Origin of the sequence: Bacteroides sp. MSK.20.12 (assembly GCF_019052435.1) — a bacterium.
Taxonomy (GTDB): Bacteria; Bacteroidota; Bacteroidia; order Bacteroidales; family Bacteroidaceae; genus Bacteroides; species Bacteroides xylanisolvens.
The window spans coordinates 42,002-59,791 of record NZ_JAHQVH010000039.1 but is presented as its reverse complement, the minus strand read 5'-3'; the positions used below and the strand labels follow the sequence as shown (position 1 = coordinate 59,791).

Genomic DNA, 17,790 nt, shown 5'->3' with positions numbered 1-17,790 from the left:
GTGGTCAAAGTATTGACTAGTCCTACCAGAACTTGGTAAAAAAGAGAATCTCCTCCTGAAAGTCCTGCGTTTTCAAAGATAGAAGGGCCATAATAAAGTACTGCGTTCACACCCATAAACTGTCCTAAAATCGCAATACACACACCGATAATAACAGCTTTGAAAATTCCAGGCTTCATCAATAAAGACCATTCCGATTTTGTTTCAGAGGTCAGCACAGATTTCGTTTCATTTAATTGACTTTTCGCTTCTGTAATCGAATTATATATTTTCTCTAATATATTTACAGCTTTCAATTCCTTTCCACGTACGATTAACCAGCGGGGACTTTCCGGAATAAAAAATATGATAATGAAGAATAAGATTGCCGGCAATGTTTCCATACCCAACATACCTCTCCATACTTCAGTTATAAATATTTTATTCAACCAATCCACACTTAATTGCGTACCACTCTCCGCCCATGCCAATAATTGATAGTTAACTAAATAAGCTCCCAAAAAACCAACTGTTACAGCCAACTGATACAATGACACCAAACGTCCTCTATACTGCGCTACAGCTAGTTCTGATATATAAAGAGGAGAAACAATGGACACAACCCCTATTCCTACTCCACCTATAATCCGATAAACTACCAATTGGGCAAAATCGGCTGATAGAGCACATCCTAGAGCTGATGTGGAAAACAACACAGCTGAAATAACCATCGTAAGTTTTCTTCCTAACTTATCGCTTAAGATTCCAGCAAAAAGAACACCTACGATAGAGCCTACTAAAGCACATCCTACATACCATCCCTGTTGTAGTGCATCTAATTGAAAAAGTTGAGTCACTTGGGCAATTGTTCCCGATATAACTGCGGTATCATATCCGAACAAGAAGCCTCCCAATGCTGCCACAACAGAAAGGAATATAAGATAACCAAAATTGATTGTAGACTTCATAACATTTATTTTATTTCAAAATATTCTTTATATCTGTCATATAAATGACCAGCTTGTAGATAGGCTGATTGCGGACTCATAAAATGAGAAAATTCAAAAGTAATAGCCTTATCATATCCGGCACGTTTAGCTGCTTCCAACTTCATCCGAAGTTTATCAAACTTAATGGGTAGAAAACGAATAGGCATATCACGGTCAAAAGATTCGGCATTTGTCCAACATTGCATACCATACTTGTCTGCTAATTTTTTATTGACAGAAAAGAAAGCATCCAATTCATCATAATCAATATGCCCATCTTGAAATGCACATGCATCTACCACATCATGAATTCCATCAAAAATTTCATCCCATTCTTTTTCGTGTTGTTGTACAGAAACGGCATCTTCTTTAGTCATTTTTGTCGTTCCCATGATTGCTTTTTTTCCATCAATCCAAGGCGATATAAAAGTCGGTAATCCATTAGATATATCCTTACATTGTTTTCCTAATGCATGGAAAGCACCAATCGCTCCTTTCGTTGCCCGGCTTATTTCACCACTGATATACCATCCTCCAAAACTTTTATACTTGGAACCATAATTTTCCCAAACTTCATCAATTACATATTTGTTATCTTCCACTTCCCAGGTCATATCTCCTGTGTCCCAGTATTTACCCGAATCGTATAGTCCAAAATAGAATTTCATTCCATACTTTTCAGCTAAACGTAAAAACATATCCACCAAGTCAACGGAAGGCATATAACAACCTTTCTTCAATAAATAAGGAGAAGGAAAAGTGACAAACTTACGATAACCAGAACGGATCATTATTACCGTATCAATTCCTATATTTTTCATGTGCTGAAAATCCAAGTCCCACTCTTTCTCACCCCAGTTCTGATGTGGAATATCATGTGATATTTCATCCAAAAAAGTTCCGGTAATTTTTAAGCCATTGTTTTTAGGAACAATGAGTTTACTTTCCAAACCATCAGTTGCCACTACTGTACTGGCACTAGCTTTTGAAGTACAAGATTCAAACAAAGTTGGTACAGTCAAGGCTGACGCGCCAGCCAATGTGGCTTTTTTTAGAAAGTCTCTTCGATCTAATGTTTTCATATTAGTTTAATTAAAACAGCAGTTAACACTTATATTATTATTACCTATTGAATATACTGTCCTGTAATATCTACTTTTTTATTATTGAAAGGATCTAATATCTGATCAATCAAAATAGCCATTTCACTTCGTAGGATGCCTCGATTCATATCAAAGTCCTTCAATTCAAATTCATTCCATATCTCTTCTACCCTACCCTCTTTCATCTCAAAACCTTCTTTTTCGGCAATTCCTCCTATTAACTCTGTAGCTTTCTGAATTGATATAGTATTATTACCTTCGAATACTTGCTTATTGACAAAAGGATAAACATCACCCAATCCTTTCAACTCATTTGCCAATAATAATGTATCCGCTCTGAACCACATTTGATTTGACCAGTCAACACTTTTACCTATACCTTTTAATATACCTGTAGAGCCGATACGTTGTAGTGACTTAAACATTGGGTGATCTAATTCAACATCTAAATAAGGCAATAAATATCCTTTTCCATCCAAAATCGCATTTTGTACTTCCCGAACAGATACTTCTCTTATATTTTTATCTTCTTTCACCGCAAGAGCTGCTAATGCTCCCGCTGCCTGCCCGATCTGCATAACCATCGGCTGCAAACGAGTGGTACCATTAATTATATTAGAAACAGATATTGATTTTTCAGCAACAATCAATCCTTCAACATCTTTCGGAATCAAAGTTCCTAAAGGTAAACCGTATGACGGTATCGGATGAAAATAAAGATTAGGCAACTCTTCATATCCATGATAACGCGTATGATGATGGTCCACAGGATAATTCCCCACGGCAATACAAGTACGATAAAGAGGTTGAGACTGCCTGAACGGTTCACAAGCATGATTTAAATCAAAACGTACTAGCCCATGTATTCTCCTAGACTCTCTATGATAAGGAATAAATGGTAATTTGTCGGCTGTAGGATATTCATCGTCAGCCAAGCCCAATGTATTAAAACCTAATTCATGTTGCAGAAAATAAACGAAACACATCGTATAATGTTTTGCATATTTCAAGGCTTCTTCACGTTCCTCACGGGTCATTTCAATCAAGTTTACATAATAATCATTGCCTTCTATCGGCCAATTAATCATGTATTTATTATTAGGAAGTTTTCCATAAGTTATCATCATGTCTTTAGACCATACACGATCTGGTTCTTTAGGCGTGATACAAACGTGACTGGCACAAGCACAAGCAAATTCATCCTTATTATATCCTTCAGGACAAGGAATAGTCACATCTTTACCATAATCTTTCAAGATTGCTACGTATGTAATATCCTGAACTATATTATTTTTCTCTTCCGGAGCAATATCTTCTTTTGTATCATGACGGCTTTCCATACCGACATCATATTTCACCCCGCACATTTTTGCTATATCCCCCAATTCAGTACCATCAATCAATATTTTAGCATGTATTTTTTTGATTGTATTATCTTTCATCTGAATTTGAGCAATCCAAGCATCATTCTCTCTTTCCAACTTTACCAAAGTAGCATTATGCCATACTTTTAAATTTTTCTCCGCGTCAACCATTTCATGGAAAATTTTATTTCCGACTGAAGGTTCAAACAACACTGCACTCACCCAACCGGTTTTTAGAGAATCAAGCCCTCCATAATAATCTGCCAAATGTCCGCGAAACTCACCAAACAAGCCTGCCGGTAAATCATAGTTTCCATCAACAGCACTTACACCTGCAGATGTAAGCATTCCACCCAGCCATTCTGTTTCTTCTACTATCAATGTTGCAGCCCCCATTCGAGCAGACTGAATACCAGCAGTCACTCCACTAGCGCCTCCACCAATAATTAGCACATCAACAGAATCATCTGAATGAGAGCATGCCGTGAAACACAATGCAAAAAATAAACACAGGCCTAAAAAATAGTTTCTCATACTAAATTCATTTAAGGATATAGAGTTTTATTAATAATATCACGGCACAAATATAGCTATATTTATTAAATAAACAATAGATAATAAAATATTTTATTAATAAAATCATTATTTCTTGCATTATTAATTAATAGAAGGGGGAATTACCTCACAAATCGTCTTCTTTCATTTATTATATCCACAATCATCCATAGCTACATTATCCTATATATAAATCCATTACATAGTATATAGGAAATATAACATTCAAGATATTCTAATTTTCAAAGCCCCAAAACCACATATTAATAAAAAAATTAATTATCTTTGTGTGAATTACCAAATATACATAGTTATGAACCAACAATTCTTGAAAGAAATAGAAAAAGGCTCTAAAAGTGCTCTTGTCAAAAAGAGGATTATTACACATTATATATATAATGGAAGTTCTACAATTCCCGATCTTTCAAAAGAGCTGGATTTAAGTGTACCGACCGTCACCAAATTTATCGGTGAAATGTGCGATGACGGATATATTAATGATTATGGCAAATTGGAGACTAGTGGCGGACGCCATCCCAACCTCTATGGGCTTAATCCGGAATCCGGTTACTTTTTGGGTGTAGACATCAAAAGATTCGCCGTCAATATCGGACTGATAAATTTCAAAGGTGATATGGTAGAATTGAAAATGAATATACCTTATAAATTTGAGAACTCAATCGAAGGGATGAATGAGTTATGCAAGCATATTCTCAATTTTATAAAAAAGCTCACTATTAATAAAGAGAAGATCTTAAATATTAATGTAAATGTGTCGGGACGTGTAAACCCTGAATCAGGGTATAGCTTCAGTCAATTCAATTTTGAGGAAAGGCCGTTGGCGGATGTATTATCCGAAAAATTGGGATATAAAGTAACCATTGATAATGACACGCGTGCCATGACTTATGGCGAATACATGCAAGGCTGCGTGAAAGGAGAAAAAGATATCATTTTTGTGAATGTAAGCTGGGGAGTAGGTATCGGAATTATTATTGATGGTAAGATTTATACCGGGAAATCCGGATTCTCCGGTGAATTTGGACACATGAGTGCTTATGATAATGAGATAATCTGCCATTGCGGAAAAAAAGGTTGCTTGGAGACGGAAGCTTCCGGATCGGCACTTCATCGTATCTTATTAGAGCGTATTCAAAGTGGGGAAAGTTCCATTCTATCTACACGAATCGCCACAGAGGAAAACCCGATCACTCTTGATGAGATCATTGCCGCTGTGAATAAAGAAGACCTGCTTTGCATTGAAATTGTAGAAGAAATCGGACAGAAACTAGGCAAACAGATTGCCGGGCTAATCAATATCTTCAACCCGGAACTGGTCATTATAGGTGGAACTTTATCTTTAACCGGTGATTATATCACCCAGCCCATAAAAACAGCCGTACGCAAGTACTCTCTAAATCTGGTTAATAAAGATTCAGCCATCATCACATCTAAGCTGAAAGACAAAGCCGGCATCGTTGGCGCTTGTATGCTCGCACGCAGCAGAATGTTTGAAAGCTAGTTTTATCTTCTACGCTGGGAGAAAAAGTTATCTATAAATCGAACGATATAGACTACGGCTACTCCGGCAACCACTAAAACAATAATACGACTCAACATAGATTACATTTTTATATTTCACATCTATTACATACGCAGGATTTCCCTTTTAAAATAAGAATAGGGAATCCTGTAAAAATTAGAACGCTGATTATTAATTAATAATCAGCGTTCTAGTTTGAGAGCCGCTAGCCAGACTTGAACTGGCGACCTACGCGTTACGAATGCGTTGCTCTACCAACTGAGCTATAGCGGCGTTTGTCTCTCGTTTACGGCGTGCAAAATTACAGCTTTATTTGAGAAAACAAAAAGAATCCGATTATTTTTTGAGCATAATTTTTAAATCAACTTTTGTTGACGTAATCTAGAACTTTTCTTTGCGTTCAAATTTCCCGTCCTCGGTATAGTACTTCCATGTACCCTTCGGTTTATTATTTGCATACTTTCCACGAAGCTTCAATGTCCCATCTTCATAATATTCACGGTAACGACCGTGACGTTTTCCTTCCTTTACTTCCACTTCACTCTTCAACGCTCCCTCCGGATAAAACTCCCTCAAAACGTTTCCTTCAAACTTTTCGACATAGAAACGCTTCAATTCGCTCATCTGTTCTTTTTCAGTTTCAGCATCTTCGTTCATTTCCTCATCATCTTCATCGGCAGCAACGGCAACAACCTCCTCCGGTTGATATGGACTGTAATCCATCACATATTGCAAAGAAGCTGACCGTCCATCTCCTATAACCTGCATAGTCCAGTAAGGAAACGAATACAGAATATCTTTATTGGATTGTATTTCATTCCATGTGGCAGGATTCATCATAGGTTTCAGTTGAGAATAAAACTTGTGCACATCCGTATATAAGAAAATGGTAGAACTTGACTTTAAATAGGAAAGCGCATTTTCAAATCCCGGATTATTTTTCAATAAATTCTTCTGCTCGTAATCTTCCACAAAAGAGAGCAAAGATGCAGCCTTATTACTAAAAACTACATAATCATCGACATAAGTATAATATGGCTTTTCAAATTTATCAAATAGTTTTCCAAAGAACAGGCGGAAAAAGCCTTTCATTTCGACGTAATTAATCTCGAAATCTTTATAATTAACCGTCTTAATCTTAACCGGACTGCGCCGCTTAATCTTCTTTTCTATTAATTCCATGTTCTTACGGGCATCTTTTATACTTTTAGCTCTGATAGCCAGAATTAGTTCTGGGTCATGCCCCAACAACCCCGGTTCGGATTGCGTAATAGCAAATTCTCCCGACATCCAACTCAAAAAGTTTTCTTCCAAAGATATCCCGAATAGCCCTTCAATCTTTTTCCGGGAACTTTGATAAGAATCATACAATTGTTTATTATGAACCGACATTGCATTCTCCAGCTCTTTTACAAAAGTTATCGGGTTGTTGAAACCTATATTGGTATAAAGAGCCGTCCGCCCGGACAGAATCTCATGCGCTTTCATTTTATGTTTTCCCGAATTCAATAAAGCAGTGACATAAGGATCGGCAGAATCTTTTCTCAACGTATACCCTTTCACTTCCATCCGCTCCTTATCCGTATTTAGGTAAAGTCCGGCAAAATTCATAGAATTGCTAAACAGATCAATGTATTCGTTTCTTGCACCCAGATAAATAGACATGAATTGAGGTACGCGCGCATAATTAATAAAGACTCTGACAAGCCCCTTGCCGGAAACCAACTTCTCCGTTTCAATAAAAGACTGGTCGAGTCCGATTTTGGGTTTATTACGCGAATCAATAGCCGATTCGACAAGCCCGGACGTATAAGATCCTACCAAATGATTATCCACAAAAGCAATATAGAAAATATCCCTTGTTTCGGGATCACGCATTTCAAGAATATTAATACCGTTATGCATCCGGTTGGTGACAGTAAAGCCACTCATGACCAATACGGTTTCCACCTGGTCTTTCAATAAATCCATTTTCGATGTTTTCTGCATATCCAGAATCAGCAGAAAATCCCACTTTGTGGCACGAGTCTTGTGAAGCGAAATAAGCATATCCCGTTCACCAACAAGCGACAACAACACTTTATTACTTTTGACTACCGAATCAAGTTTCTCTACACTCTCCGTTACTTCCTCGAAAGATTTCGCTTTCTTCAGACATTGCCATGTTTCACTTCCACTAAACTTTTCCCAATCTTCAATCGGAGCCGATGATTGAATGATAAACGCAGCATCTTCGGGAACCAGATAGATTTGCTGAATATTACGATCAGGCGAAACAAATAAATAAACTACGGAATATACAACATATACCGCCAAAGCTAATGCAGCCACAACTAAAGTTCTCTTTACAATTTTCGAGGTACTTTTTTTCTTCTCCGGGCCTGCATATTGCTCTTCTTGCCCGCAATTTAATTCATTCATTATTGATCTGTTATAAACTTGAGTGGACAAAGATACTAAAAAAACTATTCTGAATAAAACATAAACCATTGACTCGTATCGTAAATATGTACTAACTTTACAGCATGAAAAAGAAATTCCAACTCGAAGTTCCGGGAGGAGCCGATAAAGTCTTGCTTCATACTTGTTGTGCTCCTTGTTCATCAGCCATTATTGAATGTATGATGCAGCATCATATCACCCCTGTCATTTATTATTGCAATCCTAATATTTATCCGCAGGAAGAGTATATGATAAGAAAAGAAGAATGTACGCGCTATGCCCAATCATTGGGATTGGAGATCATAGATGCGGATTACGATCATGACAACTGGCGATGTCACATAGCAGGAATGGAGCAGGAACCTGAAAGAGGAGGACGTTGCCTGCGTTGTTTTAAACTGCGTTTATTGGAGACAGCCCGTTACGCACACGAACATGGTTTCTCTGTAATTACCACGACACTTGCCTCCAGTCGTTGGAAAAGCCTGGAGCAGATCAATGAAGCCGGACAATATGCTACCGCCTTTTACCCGGATGTTACGTACTGGGAACAGAATTGGCGGAAAGGGGGACTTAGCGAACGACGTATTGCCATCATTAAAGAATACAACTTTTACAACCAACAATATTGCGGTTGCGAATTCAGCATGAGAAAAGAAGAATAAAACAAACCTGTCATCACCAGCCAATCAATGAATCGAAATAAAAAAGGTAAAAACAGAAAACTATTCAAAAAGAAATCACATTCTAATAATAGATTAGGATGTATCATCGCCATTATTGTGCTCATTCCTATTCTTTTTGGTGTTTATTTGTATTGCCAGCAGATTAATATCCAGAAAAATAACGAACCGCAAACTGATACTTCCTTTCAAATTCCACCCAGTAAAGATCTGGAGACACTTGTATCACTAGTTCCCCGGCAAGAACAAATCATCCACCATAGCGGATATACAGTGTCATATAACAAAGATTTAAAAATTCCCAACTGGGTTTCTTACGAATTAACCAGGGAAGAAACCAAAGGAAAAGAAAAAAGAGGTAATCGTTTTATTGCCGATCCATTAGTGACAGGGCCGATTGCAACGAATGCCGACTATACCCGTTCAGGATATGACAAAGGTCACATGGCTCCCGCCGCAGATATGAAATGGAGCCCTGAAGCTATGAAAGAATCATTTTATTTCAGCAATATGTGTCCGCAACATCCACAACTAAACAGAAGAGGATGGAAAAATCTGGAAGAAAAGATCCGGAATTGGGCCATAGCAGACAGCGCCATCATTATTATATGTGGCCCTATTATTGAAAAACATCCCAAAACAATCGGAAAGAATAAAGTCGTAGTACCTCAAAAGTTTTTTAAAGTAGTCCTTTCTCCTTTTGTCAAGCCGATACGAGCTATCGGTTTCTTATTCAATAATGAGCAGGCAGTAGAACCTCTATCATCCTATGCGGTAACAATAGATAGCATCGAGAGCCTGACTAACATGGATTTCTTCGCACCTCTGCCCGATGAGATAGAAAACAAAATAGAAGCAGATATTAATTACTCCCTGTGGCCTAATTAAGTAGCAAAACTCGTTTCTCTGAAATGAATTCATTTCCCTGTGCCAATGGCATTCTAGTTACAAACAGACTCTCACTTCAATAAAAGGGAGTTGTTGTATTACTCTCAAGGTTTCACATTGTAACGTCAAGAGATTGTCTTATTCCCACATATTGTGGGAAAGTATTCTCTTATTTTATGAGAAAATATTCCCATATATTGCGGGAAAATAGTCCCACAATATATGGGAATAATGGAACTACGCTGGAAACAAAAAGATAATTGCAATGAATGCCAAGCAGCACAATAAGCAGCTGAATAAATCAAGCAAGGCAGACGTAACGTGAAAGAATGAATTCACAATCGCACCGAAAGAAAATATACTTTTGATGTAGTCGCCTTATGATTCATCCTAAAAAGAGAACACTCCTATCCAAATTCTTTTTATCTTTGACGAACTTTTTTAAATACACCTCAAAAGATGAAGAAAAAAAAGAGAAATATTCTACTATCAATTCTAATCGGAGCATTCCTCCTTTGTGCAGTTGCCGGAGGCACCTTTTATTATTATCTGTTTGCCCCCCAATTTCACCCATCTAAAACCGTATATATTTATGTAGACCGGGATGATACTGCCGATTCTATCTACCATAAAATAAAAGAATTCGGGCATGTCAATAAGTTCACCGGATTCCAGTGGATGGCAAAATACAAGGATTTCAATCAGAATATCCACACCGGTCGTTATGCCATTCGCCCCAATGACAATGTTTATCATGTATATAGCCGTTTTTCCAGAGGTTATCAGGAACCTATGAACCTTACTATCGGAAGCGTCCGGACATTAGACCGATTGGCACGAAGCATCGGCAAGCAGCTCATGATAGACTCTGCCGAAATCGCGAGCCAACTATTCGACTCTACTTTCCTAGCTCAAATGGGATATACCAACATAACACTCCCCAGCCTTTTCATACCGGAAACCTATCAGGTATATTGGGATATGGGCGTAGACGAATTCTTTAAACGAATAAAGGACGAACACAAACGCTTCTGGAATAAAGATCGCCTGTCACAAGCTACCGCCATCGGCATGACACCGGAAGAAGTCAGCACACTTGCTTCCATCGTTGAAGAAGAGACCAACAACAACGAAGAAAAGCCAATGGTAGCCGGATTGTATATCAACCGGTTACATCAAGATATGCCCTTACAAGCAGATCCCACCATCAAATTTGCCCTGCAGGATTTTGGCCTGCGCCGAATTACCAACGAGCATTTAAAAGTCAATTCTCCCTACAATACCTATATAAATACCGGATTACCTCCAGGACCCATCCGTATCCCCTCTAAAAAGGGAATAGACAGCGTGTTGAACTATACCAAACATAACTATATCTACATGTGCGCCAAAGAAGATTTTTCCGGAACCCACAACTTTGCCTCCAATTACGCCGACCACATGGCAAATGCAAGAAAATACTGGAAAGCCCTGAATGAAAGAAAGATTTTCAAGTAAATTTGTGATAAAACGAACGGAAAAGCCTATCTTTGCCCGATAGATTAACAAACTGTGATCAACACTAAATAAAAGAAATAGATATGAGCAAGCAACTCTTACTTGGCGATGAAGCCATTGCACAAGCTGCACTGGATGCCGGACTTTCAGGCGTTTATGCCTATCCGGGTACTCCTTCAACTGAAATTACGGAATATATTCAAATGGCCCCTATAACGACCGAACAGAATATACACAACCGTTGGTGTGCCAATGAAAAAACAGCGATGGAAGCTGCGTTGGGTATGTCTTTCGTAGGTAAACGGGCATTAGTTTGTATGAAGCACGTAGGTATGAATGTAGCTGCCGACTGTTTCGTCAACTCTGCCATCACAGGCGTGAAAGGCGGATTGATTGTGATAGCCGCAGACGACCCCAGTATGCACTCCTCGCAGAACGAACAGGACAGCCGTTTCTACGGAGATTTCTCACTGATACCGATGTACGAACCAAGCAATCAGCAGGAAGCGTATGATATGGTATACAGTGGTTTCGAATTCTCTGAAAAAGTAGGCGAACCGATCCTGATGCGTATGGTAACCCGTCTGGCACACTCCCGTTCAGGAGTAGAACGCAAAGAGCAAAAGCCGCAGAACAGCATCTCTTTCAGCGAAGATCCGCGTCAGTTCATCTTGTTGCCGGGAAATGCCCGCAAACGCTACAAAGTATTGCTTGCCCGCCAAGACGAATTTATCAAAGCTTCAGAAGAATCACCTTATAATAAATACACAGACGGTCCTAACAAAAAGCTGGGAATCGTAGCTTGTGGTATCGGTTACAATTATCTGATGGAAAACTATCCGGAAGGTTGCGAATATCCGGTACTCAAGATCGGCCAATATCCATTGCCTAAAAAACAATTGCATCAATTGATCGAGTCTTGTGACGAAATCCTAGTTCTGGAAGACGGACAACCCTTTGTAGAAAAACAATTGAAAGGTTATCTGGGTATCGGCGTTAAAGTAAAAGGACGCCTCGACGGTACTCTGTCACAGGACGGAGAGTTAAATCCGGACTCTGTAGCCCGTGCCGTAGGTAAAGAGAATAAATCGGAATTCGGTATTCCTTCTGTTGTAGAAATGCGCCCGCCTGCACTTTGCGAAGGCTGCGGACACCGCGATATGTATATCACGCTGACCGAAGTTCTGAAAGAAGAATATCCATCTCATAAAGTATTCAGCGATATCGGCTGTTATACATTAGGTGCAAATGCTCCTTTCAATGCAATTAATTCATGCGTGGATATGGGTGCTTCCATTACGATGGCAAAAGGTGCCGCTGACGGAGGTCTTTTCCCGGCTGTAGCTGTCATCGGCGATTCAACATTCACCCATTCAGGAATGACCGGACTGTTAGATTGCGTGAACGAGAACGCCAGTGTAACCATCGTCATCTCCGACAATGAAACTACCGCCATGACAGGTGGACAGGATTCTGCCGGAACCGGACGCATCGAAGCGATCTGTGCAGGTATCGGAGTAGATCCGGCCCATATCCGTGTAGTTACTCCATTGAAGAAAAACTATGAGGAAATGAAGCAAATCATTCGCGAAGAAATCGAATATCGTGGTGTATCTGTCATTATCCCACGCAGAGAGTGTATCCAGACATTAGCACGCAAAAAAAGAAGTAAGTAAGCCATGAAAAAAGACATTATATTATCAGGAGTCGGCGGACAGGGAATTCTGTCCATTGCCACAGTAATCGGCAAAGCTGCCTTGAAAGAAGGATTATACATGAAACAAGCGGAAGTACACGGAATGAGCCAACGCGGAGGAGATGTCCAATCCAATCTCCGCATCAGCGACCAGCCGATTGCTTCAGACCTGATCCCATCAGGCAAATGTGATCTCATCATCTCATTGGAACCGATGGAAGGATTGCGTTACCTCCCCTACCTTAGCCCTACCGGCTGGTTGGTGACTAACGAAACTCCGTTTGTCAACATCCCCAATTATCCGGAAACAGACAAAGTGATGGCAGAAATCAACAAACTGCCTCATAAGATAGTATTGAACGTAGATAAAGTGGCAAAAGAAGTAGGCTCCGCCCGCGTTGCCAACATTGTCTTACTGGGAGCAACAATCCCATTCCTGGGCATTGATTACGAAAAAGTGCAAGACAGCATCCGTGAAATCTTCCAGCGCAAGGGAGAAGCAATTGTAGAAATGAATCTTAAAGCATTGGCAGCCGGCAAAGAAATTGCGGAAAAGCTGATGCAATAAAAGGCATTACCATGAGTACACAATACTGGGAAGAAGAATTAGAAACCATGAGCCGGGAGAAGTTGCAGGAATTGCAGCTTCAACGGCTTAAAAAAACAATTAATATAGCTGCGAACGCTCCATATTACAAAGAAGTTTTCAGCAAACATGGCATCACGGCAGATAGCATACAGTCATTGGATGATATCCGCAAAGTACCTTTCACTACCAAATCTGACATGCGCGCCCACTACCCGTTCGGACTGGTGGCAGGTGATATGAGCAATGATGGTGTACGTATTCACTCTTCCAGTGGTACCACCGGAAACCCGACTGTTATCGTTCACTCACAACACGACCTCGATTCCTGGGCCAACCTGGTAGCCCGCTGTCTGTATGCAGTAGGAATACGCAAGACTGACGTTTTCCAAAACAGCTCCGGATACGGTATGTTTACAGGAGGTTTAGGCTTCCAATACGGTGCAGAACGCTTGGGTTGCCTGACAGTCCCTGCCGCTGCAGGAAACAGTAAACGACAGATTAAATTCATCAACGACTTTAAGACTACCGCTTTACATGCTATCCCCAGCTATGCCATCCGCCTTGCAGAAGTCTTCCAGGAAGAAGGACTCGATCCCAAAGGAACCACACTGAAAACCCTGGTTATCGGCGCCGAACCCCATACCGACGAACAACGCCGGAAAATAGAAAAAATGCTGGGTGTAAAAGCCTACAACAGCTTCGGCATGACAGAGATGAACGGTCCCGGTGTTGCCTTCGAATGTAAGGAACAGAATGGAATGCACTTCTGGGAAGACTGTTATCTGGTAGAAATTATCGATCCGGAAACAGGCGAACCTGTTCCGGAAGGAGAAATCGGAGAATTAGTACTTACGACTCTCGATCGTGAAATGATGCCGTTAATTCGCTATCGTACCCGCGATTTAACCCGTATTCTTCCCGGAAAATGCCCATGTGGCCGTACCCATATCCGTATCGACCGTATCAAGGGACGTAGTGATGATATGTTCATTATCAAGGGAGTAAACATCTTCCCGATGCAGGTAGAAAAGATTCTCGTACAATTCCCCGAATTAGGCAGCAACTACCTGATTACGCTGGAAACTGTCAACAACCAAGACGAAATGATCGTCGAAGTAGAATTAAGCGACCTTTCTACCGACAATTATATTGAACTGGAGAAGATCCGCAAGGATATTACCCGCCAATTGAAGGATGAAATATTGGTGACTCCTAAAGTTAAACTGGTAAAGAAAGGCTCTCTCCCTCAAAGCGAAGGAAAAGCCGTCCGGGTGAAAGACTTAAGAGACAACAAGTAACGATTCAAATATCCATGTGCTAATATACCAACCGCCGTTTTCACCATGCGGGATGGAATATTAGCACATTATTAATTAATATCATACAGCATGCAATTACTTAAAAAAAGAATTCTGCAAGACGGAAAATGCTACGAAGGAGGTATCCTGAAAGTAGACGGTTTTATTAATCATCAAATGGATCCTGTCCTGATGAAATCAATCGGAGTCGAGTTTGTCCGTCGTTTTGCAGCCACAAACGTAAATAAGATTATGACAATCGAAGCCAGCGGCATCGCCCCGGCTATCATGACAGGCTACCTGATGGATTTACCAGTTGTATTTGCAAAGAAAAAGTCTCCTAAAACCATTCAGAATGCACTAAGCACCACCGTGCACTCATTCACCAAAGATCGTGATTATGAAGTCGTTATCAGTGCCGATTTCCTCACTCCAAATGACAATGTTCTTTTCGTGGATGACTTCCTCGCGTATGGCAATGCCGCATTAGGCATTATCGACCTCATCAAGCAATCCGGAGCAAACTTGGTAGGAATGGGATTCATTATTGAAAAAGCCTTCCAAAATGGGCGTAAAAAACTTGAGGAGCAAGGCGTCAGAGTAGAAAGCCTAGCTATCATTGAAGACTTATCCAATTGCTGCATTAAAATCAAAGACGAGTAGATTAATTGGCGAGTAGATTAATTAGGATTGAAATACTGCCCTTTATCTTTCGTTCTTTTCCCATATTGCACCGCATGCTGCGGACAAACATGATAACATGCCAGGCATGAGGTGCAATCCATCCCCCAAACAGGCTTTCTGCCCATCATCATAATATTCCCTACCGGACAACTCTTCTCACAACGCTTACATCCAATACAAGCATCCGTAGTATAAAAATTCCCGGGAGACATCTGAAAGCGATTAAATAAAGGATTGATAATCCTCGTCTTAATAAAAGGGATACTCCCTTCATGACAAAGAAACAACTCCTCTCTCCTGCTTATCGAAGCATTTATTTGATTGACAGCCGGAATAGCATCTGCCAGTTTTTTCTCCTCCAGCTCTTTCTTATCTACGTCAAAACCGGGAAGCAATACATAATTATTGGGCATAGTCACAGAAAAGCCTGCATGACACTTCCAGCCTTTATGACTCAAAGCCTTCTCCAGCACCTGCTGCGTAAGCCCGGTATCATCCCCACAGGAACAAACAAAAAACAAATATTGTCTTTTATACTCCTTTAAAGAGAGTTGCCGAATAAAATTAAGTACGATTGCAGGAGGCGCCCACGAATAGACAGGAAATACAAAACCAATCTTTTCATCTTCCCGCAAACAAAACTCGAACGTTCCGTTATTTAACGCATCGGGAATAAAAACCAATTCTTCTTTTTGCTCTTTGGAAAGCTGATTTGCAATCCATTTAGAATTACCTGTACCGGAGAAATAGAATATCATAGAAAAGTATATAAAAAAAGCCGCATCGACGATGTGATGAAACTCTGATAGAACAAGATTTGAGCGCTCGCCCTCTTTGTAATCCACCGGCTTAAAGCTGTCCCGAAGGATGTGGCCCGCCATTGAAGAACGAAGCTTTCTCGGTGCATCAGATTAATTTGAAGAGTTTCCCGATCCAGTCGATACGGCTAATATTTTAGTATCACAAATGTAATAAGAATACATGAAACTAACAAGAAAAAAAAGGATTTTGTTTGCCAACTAACATTTTTTTATTCCCTTTCATCTGCCTAACAAAAGAAAAGTGCCAGTTACTAGCTTAGTAACTGACACTTTGTAACTCGTAAACTATTGATGCTTAAGCAGCTTTTGCTTTTGCAACTACAGCTTTGAAAGCTTCCGGGTGATTCATAGCTAAATCAGCCAAAACCTTACGGTTTATTTCAATACCGGCTTTGTGCAGACCGCCCATCAATTTAGAATAAGACATTCCTTCAAGACGTGCAGCAGCGTTGATACGTTGTATCCAAAGAGCGCGGAAGTTTCTTTTCTTATTTCTACGGTCACGGAACGCGTAAGTCAAACCCTTTTCCCAAGTGTTTTTAGCTACGGTCCATACATTCTTTCTTGCACCAAAGTAACCTCTGGTTAATTTCAAAATTTTCTTTCTTCTTGCTTTTGAAGCAACATGATTTACTGATCTTGGCATAGTTTTACTTTTTTTGAATGTTAGCGCCGCTACTTCACGCAGCGAACTTCAGGCTAATGCATTCGGTTAATACTTTAATAATACTTTTACGCTTTTGATTACTTCATTGCTAAGAGTTCCTTAACCTGGCTTACATTTGTTGTATCAACAGTTGTAGAGTAGCACAGATTTCTTTTTCTCTTCTTAGTTTTCTTAGTCAAAATGTGACTGTGAAAAGCGTGCTTTCTTTTGATTTTACCTGTTCCGGTAAGGGTAAACCTTTTTTTAGAACCGGAGTTAGTCTTCATCTTTGGCATCTTACTTGTTTTTAAATTATTAAATATATAATGGCAACGCACTATACCTGCGCGTTACGCATCCTTTCTTATTCTTCGCCCGTTTCCGGCTTCTCTGCTTTTTGTGCAGGAGCAGCAGGTTTCGGTGTTCCAGCTGTTGCCGGCTTTTTAGAAGCTTCTTTCTTTTTCGGAGAAAGCTGAATAGTCATGCGCTTACCTTCCAGTATCGGCATTTGATCTACTTTAGCGTAGTCTTCCAAGTCATTTGCAAAACGAAGCAAAAGCACTTCACCTTGCTCCTTGAAAAGGATGGAGCGACCTTTAAAGAATACATAAGCCTTCACCTTATCGCCATCTTCCAAAAATCCTTTAGCATGCTTCAACTTAAAGTTGTAATCATGGTCGTCTGTCTGGGGTCCGAAACGGATTTCCTTCACATTAACCTTAACCTGCTTCGCTTTCTGTTCCTTCTGGCGTTTCTTTAATTGATAAAGAAATTTAGAATAATCAATAATACGACAAACAGGGGGTTGAGCATTAGGAGAAATTTCCACTAAATCCAATTCTCTCTCTTCAGCCATTTTCAGAGCCTGAAAGATTGGATATACTTTCGGTTCAATATCATCGCTTACTATGCGAACTTCCTTGGCACGAATCTGTTCATTGATTCTGTATTGCCCTTTTAGAGTGTCATTCTTCATTAAAAACGTTTACTTCCTAGTTTGATCTTTTTATTGT

16 protein-coding genes and 1 tRNA gene are annotated in these 17,790 nt (G+C 39.9%); 8 read left to right on the top strand and 9 right to left on the bottom strand.

What is annotated here, in order from left to right; all coding sequences use genetic code 11:
* The 3 genes from KTR06_RS18310 to KTR06_RS18300 form a co-directional block, all read right to left on the bottom strand.
* Nucleotides 1-947, bottom strand: a 947-nt coding sequence (locus KTR06_RS18310; protein ID WP_120080445.1) for an MFS transporter, incomplete at its 3' end; no start/stop codon positions are given.
* Between the two features lie 5 nt (nucleotides 948-952).
* The gene (locus KTR06_RS18305) at nucleotides 953-2,050 is read right to left on the bottom strand and encodes a DUF4434 domain-containing protein (protein WP_008644125.1); all 1,098 of its coding nucleotides are present in this window, start codon (nucleotides 2,048-2,050) and stop codon (nucleotides 953-955) included.
* 44 nt (nucleotides 2,051-2,094) lie between these two features.
* The gene (locus tag KTR06_RS18300; protein WP_008644113.1) at nucleotides 2,095-3,969 is read right to left on the bottom strand and encodes an FAD-dependent oxidoreductase; all 1,875 of its coding nucleotides are present in this window, start codon (nucleotides 3,967-3,969) and stop codon (nucleotides 2,095-2,097) included.
* A gap of 334 nt (nucleotides 3,970-4,303) precedes the next feature.
* On the opposite strand from KTR06_RS18300, the gene KTR06_RS18295 reads away from it, so the two are divergent.
* Nucleotides 4,304-5,512, top strand: coding sequence for an ROK family transcriptional regulator (locus KTR06_RS18295; RefSeq protein ID WP_004307234.1), 1,209 nt, complete (start codon nucleotides 4,304-4,306; stop codon nucleotides 5,510-5,512).
* A 221-nt stretch (nucleotides 5,513-5,733) separates the two neighbouring features.
* On the opposite strand, the gene KTR06_RS18290 is transcribed toward KTR06_RS18295, so the two are convergent.
* Together KTR06_RS18290 and KTR06_RS18285 are read right to left on the bottom strand one after the other, a co-directional pair.
* Nucleotides 5,734-5,806: transfer RNA gene (locus KTR06_RS18290), tRNA-Thr, on the bottom strand.
* A gap of 108 nt (nucleotides 5,807-5,914) precedes the next feature.
* Entirely contained in the window at nucleotides 5,915-7,954 is a 2,040-nt protein-coding gene (locus KTR06_RS18285; RefSeq protein ID WP_074708889.1) for a DUF3352 domain-containing protein, read from the bottom strand.
* A gap of 104 nt (nucleotides 7,955-8,058) precedes the next feature.
* Here KTR06_RS18285 and KTR06_RS18280 point away from each other — a divergent pair, with 104 nt between their 5' ends.
* The 7 genes from KTR06_RS18280 (at nucleotide 8,059) to xpt (ending at nucleotide 15,289) form a co-directional block, all read left to right on the top strand.
* A complete protein-coding gene (locus KTR06_RS18280; RefSeq protein ID WP_074910944.1) occupies nucleotides 8,059-8,640 on the top strand; it encodes an epoxyqueuosine reductase QueH in 582 nt (193 codons plus the stop codon).
* A 27-nt stretch (nucleotides 8,641-8,667) separates the two neighbouring features.
* On the top strand, nucleotides 8,668-9,546 hold the full coding sequence (locus KTR06_RS18275; RefSeq protein ID WP_074910946.1) for a DNA/RNA non-specific endonuclease: 879 nt from the start codon (nucleotides 8,668-8,670) through the stop codon (nucleotides 9,544-9,546).
* 459 nt (nucleotides 9,547-10,005) lie between these two features.
* Nucleotides 10,006-11,043, top strand: coding sequence for an endolytic transglycosylase MltG (mltG, locus tag KTR06_RS18270; protein WP_074910947.1), 1,038 nt, complete (start codon nucleotides 10,006-10,008; stop codon nucleotides 11,041-11,043).
* Between the two features lie 83 nt (nucleotides 11,044-11,126).
* A complete protein-coding gene (locus KTR06_RS18265; protein ID WP_008644106.1) occupies nucleotides 11,127-12,719 on the top strand; it encodes a thiamine pyrophosphate-dependent enzyme in 1,593 nt (530 codons plus the stop codon).
* 3 nt (nucleotides 12,720-12,722) lie between these two features.
* Nucleotides 12,723-13,307 (top strand): indolepyruvate oxidoreductase subunit beta, encoded by a 585-nt coding sequence (locus tag KTR06_RS18260; RefSeq protein WP_151922048.1) that lies wholly within the window; start codon nucleotides 12,723-12,725, stop codon nucleotides 13,305-13,307.
* A gap of 11 nt (nucleotides 13,308-13,318) precedes the next feature.
* Entirely contained in the window at nucleotides 13,319-14,626 is a 1,308-nt protein-coding gene (locus KTR06_RS18255) for a phenylacetate--CoA ligase (protein WP_008774846.1), read from the top strand.
* Nucleotides 14,627-14,716: 90 nt separating this feature from the next.
* Nucleotides 14,717-15,289 (top strand): xanthine phosphoribosyltransferase, encoded by a 573-nt coding sequence (xpt, locus tag KTR06_RS18250; protein ID WP_004311456.1) that lies wholly within the window; start codon nucleotides 14,717-14,719, stop codon nucleotides 15,287-15,289.
* A 17-nt stretch (nucleotides 15,290-15,306) separates the two neighbouring features.
* Here the strand turns inward: xpt and KTR06_RS18245 are convergent, their stop codons facing one another.
* From KTR06_RS18245 to infC, 4 genes are all read right to left on the bottom strand, one after another.
* Nucleotides 15,307-16,068: an EFR1 family ferrodoxin gene (locus KTR06_RS18245; protein ID WP_120068300.1), complete on the bottom strand. Its 762-nt coding sequence runs from the start codon at nucleotides 16,066-16,068 to the stop codon at nucleotides 15,307-15,309.
* Nucleotides 16,069-16,426: 358 nt separating this feature from the next.
* Nucleotides 16,427-16,777, bottom strand: coding sequence for a 50S ribosomal protein L20 (gene rplT, locus KTR06_RS18240; protein ID WP_004297540.1), 351 nt, complete (start codon nucleotides 16,775-16,777; stop codon nucleotides 16,427-16,429).
* Between the two features lie 98 nt (nucleotides 16,778-16,875).
* On the bottom strand, nucleotides 16,876-17,073 hold the full coding sequence (rpmI, locus tag KTR06_RS18235) for a 50S ribosomal protein L35 (RefSeq protein WP_004326827.1): 198 nt from the start codon (nucleotides 17,071-17,073) through the stop codon (nucleotides 16,876-16,878).
* A gap of 68 nt (nucleotides 17,074-17,141) precedes the next feature.
* On the bottom strand, nucleotides 17,142-17,753 hold the full coding sequence (infC, locus tag KTR06_RS18230; protein ID WP_008021991.1) for a translation initiation factor IF-3: 612 nt from the start codon (nucleotides 17,751-17,753) through the stop codon (nucleotides 17,142-17,144).
* Nucleotides 17,754-17,790: the final 37 nt, after the last annotated feature.

Bases quoted from the DNA above. Each gene is read 5' to 3' on its own strand.
- KTR06_RS18285 (WP_074708889.1), bottom strand. From the start codon at position 7,954: ATGAATGAATTAAATTGCGGGCAAGAAGAGCAATATGCAGGCCCGGAG.
- KTR06_RS18300 (WP_008644113.1), bottom strand. From the start codon at position 3,969: ATGAGAAACTATTTTTTAGGCCTGTGTTTATTTTTTGCATTGTGTTTC.
- KTR06_RS18245 (WP_120068300.1), bottom strand. From the start codon at position 16,068: ATGATATTCTATTTCTCCGGTACAGGTAATTCTAAATGGATTGCAAAT.
- infC (WP_008021991.1), bottom strand. From the start codon at position 17,753: ATGAAGAATGACACTCTAAAAGGGCAATACAGAATCAATGAACAGATT.
- KTR06_RS18305 (WP_008644125.1), bottom strand. From the start codon at position 2,050: ATGAAAACATTAGATCGAAGAGACTTTCTAAAAAAAGCCACATTGGCT.
- KTR06_RS18255 (WP_008774846.1), top strand. From the start codon at position 13,319: ATGAGTACACAATACTGGGAAGAAGAATTAGAAACCATGAGCCGGGAG.
- KTR06_RS18275 (WP_074910946.1), top strand. From the start codon at position 8,668: ATGAATCGAAATAAAAAAGGTAAAAACAGAAAACTATTCAAAAAGAAA.
- KTR06_RS18295 (WP_004307234.1), top strand. From the start codon at position 4,304: ATGAACCAACAATTCTTGAAAGAAATAGAAAAAGGCTCTAAAAGTGCT.
- KTR06_RS18265 (WP_008644106.1), top strand. From the start codon at position 11,127: ATGAGCAAGCAACTCTTACTTGGCGATGAAGCCATTGCACAAGCTGCA.
- rpmI (WP_004326827.1), bottom strand. From the start codon at position 17,073: ATGCCAAAGATGAAGACTAACTCCGGTTCTAAAAAAAGGTTTACCCTT.
- mltG (WP_074910947.1), top strand. From the start codon at position 10,006: ATGAAGAAAAAAAAGAGAAATATTCTACTATCAATTCTAATCGGAGCA.
- rplT (WP_004297540.1), bottom strand. From the start codon at position 16,777: ATGCCAAGATCAGTAAATCATGTTGCTTCAAAAGCAAGAAGAAAGAAA.
- xpt (WP_004311456.1), top strand. From the start codon at position 14,717: ATGCAATTACTTAAAAAAAGAATTCTGCAAGACGGAAAATGCTACGAA.
- KTR06_RS18280 (WP_074910944.1), top strand. From the start codon at position 8,059: ATGAAAAAGAAATTCCAACTCGAAGTTCCGGGAGGAGCCGATAAAGTC.
- KTR06_RS18260 (WP_151922048.1), top strand. From the start codon at position 12,723: ATGAAAAAAGACATTATATTATCAGGAGTCGGCGGACAGGGAATTCTG.